Below are 5,999 nucleotides of genomic sequence, written 5' to 3'. Positions count from 1 at the left end.
ACGCGGAGCGTGGGAACGATGGTCATAACCATGAGAGGGACAAATCAGCCGCGGTGACGGCCGCGGAAGTAGTTGATCAGCCCTTGGGTCGATGCATCGTCAGCCGGCTCTTCGGTGCCGCCGGTCAGACGCTGGTACACGGCCTTGCCCATCTCCTTGCCCAGTTCCACGCCCCATTGGTCAAAGGCATTGGTGCCCCAGATCACGCTCTGCACGAACACCTTGTGCTCATACATCGCCACCAGTGCGCCAAGACGACGAGGGCTGATGCGTTCGACCACCAGGGTGTTGCTCGGACGGTTACCGGGGATGACCTTGTGCGGTGCCAGTTTCTGCACCTCTTCCTCGCTCATGCCCTTCTCGCGCAGCTCGGTTTCGGCTTCGGCGCGGGTCTTGCCCATCATCAATGCCTGGCTCTGTGACAGGCAGTTCGCGTATAGCCACTGGTGATGGTCGGCAACCGGGTTGAAGCTGACGATCGGCACGATGAAGTCGGCCGGAATCATCTGTGTGCCTTGATGCAGCAACTGGTGATAAGCGTGCTGACCGTTGGCACCCACGCCGCCCCAGATGACCGGGCCGGTGTCGGTGGAGGTTGGCGTACCGTCCTGACGGACGCTCTTGCCGTTGGACTCCATGTCCAGTTGTTGCAGGTGTTTGGTGATGTTACGCAGGTAGTGGTCGTACGGCAGGATCGCGTGGCTTTGCGCATTCCAGAAGTTGCCGTACCAGACACCCAGCAGCGCCAGCAGCACCGGCATGTTCTGTTCGAAAGGGGCGCTCTGGAAATGCTGGTCCATCGTATAGGCGCCGGACAGCAGTTCCTTGAAGTTGGACATGCCGATAGCCAGCGCGATAGGCAGGCCGATGGCCGACCACAGCGAATAGCGACCGCCAACCCAGTCCCACATCGGGAAGATGTTTTCTTCACGGATGCCGAAGGCTACGGCCGCCGCGTTATTGCTGGAAACCGCGATGAAGTGGCGATGCAGTTCAACTTCGGAGCCGCCCTGCGCCAGGTACCAGGCGCGTGCAGCCTGAGCGTTTTTCAGGGTTTCCAGCGTGTTGAAGGACTTCGACGAGACGATGAACAGCGTGGTCTCGGCGCGAATTTTCATCGACAGTTCATGAAACTCGCTGCCATCGATGTTCGCCAGGTAATGGCAACGCACACCTTTGTGCGCGTAGGCCACCAGCGCTTCGGAGACCAGCTCCGGGCCGAGGAACGAGCCGCCGATGCCGATGTTCACCACGTCGGTGATCGGCTTTTCAGTGTAACCGCGCCACAGGCCGTCATGGATGCGGCCGACCAGTTCGGTCATCTGATTGAGTACGCGGTGTACGTCCGGCATCACATCGACACCGTTGACTTTCAACTTGTCGCCGACCGGCCGGCGCAGAGCGGTGTGCAGCGCCGGGCGACCTTCGGATGAGTTGACCAGCTCGCCATCGTATTGAGCCTTGATAGCGTCCTTGAGGTTCACTTCGCCCGCCAGGCTGACCAACAGATCACGAGTTTCGGTGGTGATCAGGTTTTTGGAGTAGTCGAGAAACAGGCCGGCGCTGCTGAGGGTGAATTGGCTGAAGCGCTGCGGATCAGAATTGAACGCTTCGCGCATGCTGAAATTCTGCATGGACTGGCGGTGTTTGCTCAACGCTTGCCAAGCGGGCAGAGCGGTCACATCGGAAGGATTGCGGTAGTACGCCATCGCTGCGGGTTTCCTTTAACTGGTTCTGTCTTTGGATATTCTTGGGGCGAGGTCGCAAGCTTTCTCACGGGCTATACATAGCAGACTACCCTTCGCGTACCCGTTTGTCTGCGCCTCGCCTTACATGACCCCGGTACTTTTTCGCACACAAGAAACCGGGGCTTGCGCTCAAATGCTGTCGGTTGTGGTTCAGGCAACCTGTACCGGTATGGCATTGCCGGTCTGGCTTAGTTCATTGCCCCGGCGCATCCCGTCAGCTTCTGGTCAGGTGCAGATTGTCGATCAGGCGGGTTTTACCCAGGAATGCGGCGGCGAGGATGACCAAGTCGCGATTTTCGGCAGTGGTCGGGCGCAGGCTGGTGGCGTCACGTATTTCCAGATAATCGATACGAAAACCGGCTGCCTCCAGTTGCTGCTTCTTGCTCGTCAGCAGTGCGTCGAAATCCTGCTCGCCTGCGCTCATCGCGTCGGCGGTCTGGCGGATGGCCTGATACAGCGCGGGTGCCGCAGCGCGCTGAGCTTCATTCAGATAACCGTTACGCGAGGACAGCGCCAAACCGTCGTCGGCACGCACGGTAGGTTCTCCGATGATCTGGATCGGCATGTTCAGGTCACGGACCATGGCGCGAATCACCGCCAGCTGCTGGAAGTCTTTTTCGCCGAAAATCGCCAGGTCTGGCTGCACCATATTGAAGAGCTTGCTGACGACCGTAGCAACGCCCTCGAAATGGCCGGGACGGCTCGCACCGCACAGGCCTTGCGACAGGTGTGGCACGCTGACCAGCGTCTGATCGGCCATGCCGTGAGGGTACATTTCCTCGACGTTTGGGGTGAACAGCAGGTTGCACCCGGCCTGCAGAAGTTTTTCCTGATCGGCCGCCAGGGTGCGAGGGTAAGTGGCCAAGTCTTCGTTGGGGCCGAACTGCAGCGGATTGACGAAAATGGTGGCGACCACGAAGTCGGCACGTTGGGCCGCCTTGGCGACCAGTGCGGCGTGGCCGCTGTGCAGGTTGCCCATGGTCGGCGTCAACGCGATCCGTTTGCCTTCGCTGCGTGCCCGCGCAACGGCGGCACGCAGTTCCTGTACGGTCTTTACTGTGTTCATGCCGAGAATCCGTGTTCAGTTGCCGGAAAGCTGACGTCTTTGACCGCGGCCACGTAGGCCTGAATAGCCGACTGGATATTGGGCTGACCGGTCATGAAGTTTTTCACGAATTTGGGTACGCGCCCGCTGATGGACAGGCCCAGCATGTCGTGCAGCACCAGTACCTGGCCGTCGGTAGCGCTGCCTGCGCCAATACCGATGACCGGAATTTTCACCGCCTGGGTGATTTCTTCGGCGAGTTCACTCGGCACGCACTCCAGAAGGATCATCGCTGCGCCCGCCTGTTCCAGCGCGATCGCGTCGGCACGCATCTGCCGTGCCTGTGCTTCCAGTCGACCCTGAACCTTGTAGCCGCCCAGTACGTTGACTGCCTGCGGCGTCAGGCCCATGTGTGCGCACACCGGGATGCCGCGTTCTGCCAGCAAACGGATCGACTCGGCCAGCCAGGCAGCGCCTTCGACCTTGATCATATGCGCACCTGCCTGCATCAGCGTCGCGCTGTTGATGAAGGTTTGCTCCAGCGTGGCGTTGGCCATGAACGGCAGGTCAGCGAGAATCATCGCGCCCTGATTACCGCGTTTGACACAGGCAACGTGGTACGCGGTTTCGGCGGTCGTGACGGGCAGGGTGCTGTCGTGACCTTGCAGGACCATGCCCAGCGAGTCGCCTATCAGCAGCACTTCGACACCGGCCTGGCAGGCGGTGTGGGCGAAGGTTGCGTCGTAGCAGGTCAGCATGGTGATTTTCTCACCTTTCTGTTTCATGGCCAGCAGCGACGTAACGGTTATGTTCGGCATGTAAGTCCTCCATCAGGCGCTGTGAAGACGGGTGTTCAGCGCGTGAGAGTCATCCTGGAAAAGCAGGCACACCGTCGTGTCGCGGTGTTTTGCAAAGGCCTGTTTCGCGCCCGTTCGCCTGTGGTGCGGCGGCGGGAGGCCTATCTTCGTGAGGAGGGGGCGTGAAGTCAATTGAAGGTGTTACCTGTGCGTCGGACCGGTTACACATGTGCGGTGACAGACAGGCTTTATGCCTCGGCGGGCAGGCGTTCAAGGCCCGTAAACGGGCAGTCGTCAAGTAGACTATCGAGTTCGCGTCCGTCGGCCAGCGTCAGGCCTGGGGCCAGCTCTGCCAGCGGGTACAGCACGAATGCCCGCGCCTGCATGTGGTAATGCGGCACCTTGAGGCGCGGTTCATCGATCAGGCGATTGCCGAACAGCAGAATGTCTAGGTCCAGCGTGCGAGGCCCCCAGCGTTCGTGGCGTTCGCGGCCCTGATCCAGCTCGATGGCCTGTAGCGCGTCAAGCAGGGTCAGTGGTGCCAGAGCAGTGTCGAGTGCTGCGACGGCGTTGGTAAAGCGCGGCTGGCCGGGCAGCAGCGAGTCGCTGACATAGAACGATGACACGCCGGTCAGTTCACAATCGGGTAGTTGCGCCATTGCCTTGAGGGCACTGCGCAGTTGCTCGGTCGGGTCAGCAAGATTGCTGCCCAGGCCGATGTAAACGCGTTCAGTGGTCAATAGCGGTTCATTCACCGCTTTGCGCCTCGCCGGTGGTGCGCTTGCGTTTGGCACCGCTGTTACGACGACGCTTGCGTGGCGCTGTGCCCGCCGCTTCGGGCTTGCTGCTCAGGTCACGAATCATGTCGCGGCGTTCGCTGTCGTTGCAGTCCTGATAATCGGTCCACCACTGGCCCAGACCATCGGTCTGCTCGCCCGCAGTTTCACGCAACAGGAGGAAATCGTAACCCGCACGGAACCTTGAGTTGTCCAGCAACAGGTCTGCACGTTTGCCCGAACGGCGCGGCAGGCGCTCCTGCATATCCCAGATCTCGCGGATCGGCAGCGTGAAGCGCTTTGGAATCGCGATGCGCTGGCATTGCTCGATAATCAGTTCGTGAGCGGCCTCCTGCATAGCTGCAATCGGTGGCATGCCGCGCTCCTGGGCGCGCAGTACCTTGGCCGGCAGGGCAGGCCAGAGCAGCGCGGCAAACAGGAATGCCGGCGTGACCGGTTTGTTCTGCTTGATGCGCAGGTCGGTGTTGATCAGGGCATTGCTGATCAGTGTATGGGTGTAGGTCGGGTTGTATTCCAGCGCCTTGGAACTGGCCGGGAACAGCGGTTCGAACAGTTCAAGGTCCACCAGCATTTCAAAGGTGGGAGCAGCATGCCCGGAGAGGAACAGTTTGAGCACTTCTTCGAACAGGCGTGCCGACGGAATATCGCGCAGCATCGGTGCCAGCGAGCGAATCGGTTGGGCGCTGTGCTTTTCGATGCCGAAGTCCAGCTTGGCAGCAAAGCGCACCGCACGCAACATGCGCACCGGGTCTTCCTTGTAGCGTTGCTCGGGGTCGCCGATCAGGCGGATCAGACGGTTACGAATGTCGTGTACGCCATTGGCGTAATCCAGAACACGCTCGCTGACCGGATCGTAATACAGCGCGTTGATCGTGAAGTCGCGACGCTGGGCGTCCTCTTCAAGCGTGCCGTACACGTTGTCACGCAGAATGCGCCCGCTTTCATTGCGCGAGGACTGGTTGCTGTCCTCTTCTTCGTCATCCTGGGGATGATTGGCGCGGAAGGTCGCCACTTCGATGATTTCACGACCGAAATGGATATGCACCAGCTTGAACCGGCGGCCAATGATTCGCGCGTTGCGGAATTCGGCACGCACTTGTTCTGGCGTGGCGCTGGTGGCGACGTCGAAATCCTTGGGCGTGATATTGAGCATCATGTCGCGTACACAGCCACCGACCAGATAGGCCTGGTAGCCAGCGTTCTGCAGGCGCTCGACGATATTAACGGCATAACGGCTGAACTGGCTGCGTTGCAGCGAATGCTGGCTGCTATTGAGCACTTCAGGCGTGGTACGCGTATGTTGCTGCGGTTTGCGCAGTGGGGAACGAAATGACTGGAACAACTTCTTCAGCATGGGATGCACTGTTTGAAGGAATATTCGGCCAAAAACGTGGAATGACCGCATGATGGGCGGGGATTCTAGCATTTAGTCGGGGGATGGTGTAGGAAGCTGTCGCGGAAGGGCAAACGATGGCGCGTATTAACGCTGGGGAAGCTACTGGGGGAGCCGAAGCTCCCCCAAAGTGTGTGCTCTTTATTATTGTTTTCTGTATGGGCTTCTTGTTTTTGTTGAGTGCCCATTCACGAGACCTTCGGGGAGTATCAGTTTTTT

The 5,999-nt window shown here is 59.7% G+C and carries 5 protein-coding genes; all 5 read right to left on the bottom strand.

From position 1 onward, the window contains the following. Window positions 1-44: 44 nt before the first annotated feature. Window positions 45-1,709, bottom strand: coding sequence for a glucose-6-phosphate isomerase (pgi, locus tag ALO64_RS20310; RefSeq protein ID WP_044344229.1), 1,665 nt, complete (start codon window positions 1,707-1,709; stop codon window positions 45-47). A 253-nt stretch (window positions 1,710-1,962) separates the two neighbouring features. Next, entirely contained in the window at window positions 1,963-2,814 is an 852-nt protein-coding gene (gene panC, locus ALO64_RS20305; RefSeq protein WP_044344228.1) for a pantoate--beta-alanine ligase, read from the bottom strand. Next, window positions 2,811-3,611, bottom strand: coding sequence for a 3-methyl-2-oxobutanoate hydroxymethyltransferase (panB, locus tag ALO64_RS20300; RefSeq protein WP_044344227.1), 801 nt, complete (start codon window positions 3,609-3,611; stop codon window positions 2,811-2,813). Before panB ends, panC begins: the two co-directional genes overlap by 4 nt. A gap of 227 nt (window positions 3,612-3,838) precedes the next feature. Then, the gene (gene folK / locus ALO64_RS20295) at window positions 3,839-4,345 is read right to left on the bottom strand and encodes a 2-amino-4-hydroxy-6-hydroxymethyldihydropteridine diphosphokinase (protein ID WP_044344226.1); all 507 of its coding nucleotides are present in this window, start codon (window positions 4,343-4,345) and stop codon (window positions 3,839-3,841) included. Further along, window positions 4,338-5,741, bottom strand: a complete 1,404-nt coding sequence (locus ALO64_RS20290) for a polynucleotide adenylyltransferase PcnB (protein WP_005732362.1) — start codon at window positions 5,739-5,741, stop codon at window positions 4,338-4,340. Before ALO64_RS20290 ends, folK begins: the two co-directional genes overlap by 8 nt. Between the last annotated feature and the right edge of the window lie 258 nt (window positions 5,742-5,999).

Source organism: Pseudomonas meliae, from assembly GCF_001400515.1.
In the GTDB taxonomy this organism is placed as follows: Bacteria; Pseudomonadota; Gammaproteobacteria; order Pseudomonadales; family Pseudomonadaceae; genus Aquipseudomonas; species Aquipseudomonas amygdali.
This window is presented reverse-complemented; position numbering and strand designations above follow the sequence as displayed.

Bases quoted from the DNA above. Each gene is read 5' to 3' on its own strand.
- pgi (WP_044344229.1), bottom strand. From the start codon at position 1,709: ATGGCGTACTACCGCAATCCTTCCGATGTGACCGCTCTGCCCGCTTGG.
- panC (WP_044344228.1), bottom strand. From the start codon at position 2,814: ATGAACACAGTAAAGACCGTACAGGAACTGCGTGCCGCCGTTGCGCGG.
- panB (WP_044344227.1), bottom strand. From the start codon at position 3,611: ATGCCGAACATAACCGTTACGTCGCTGCTGGCCATGAAACAGAAAGGT.
- ALO64_RS20290 (WP_005732362.1), bottom strand. From the start codon at position 5,741: ATGCTGAAGAAGTTGTTCCAGTCATTTCGTTCCCCACTGCGCAAACCG.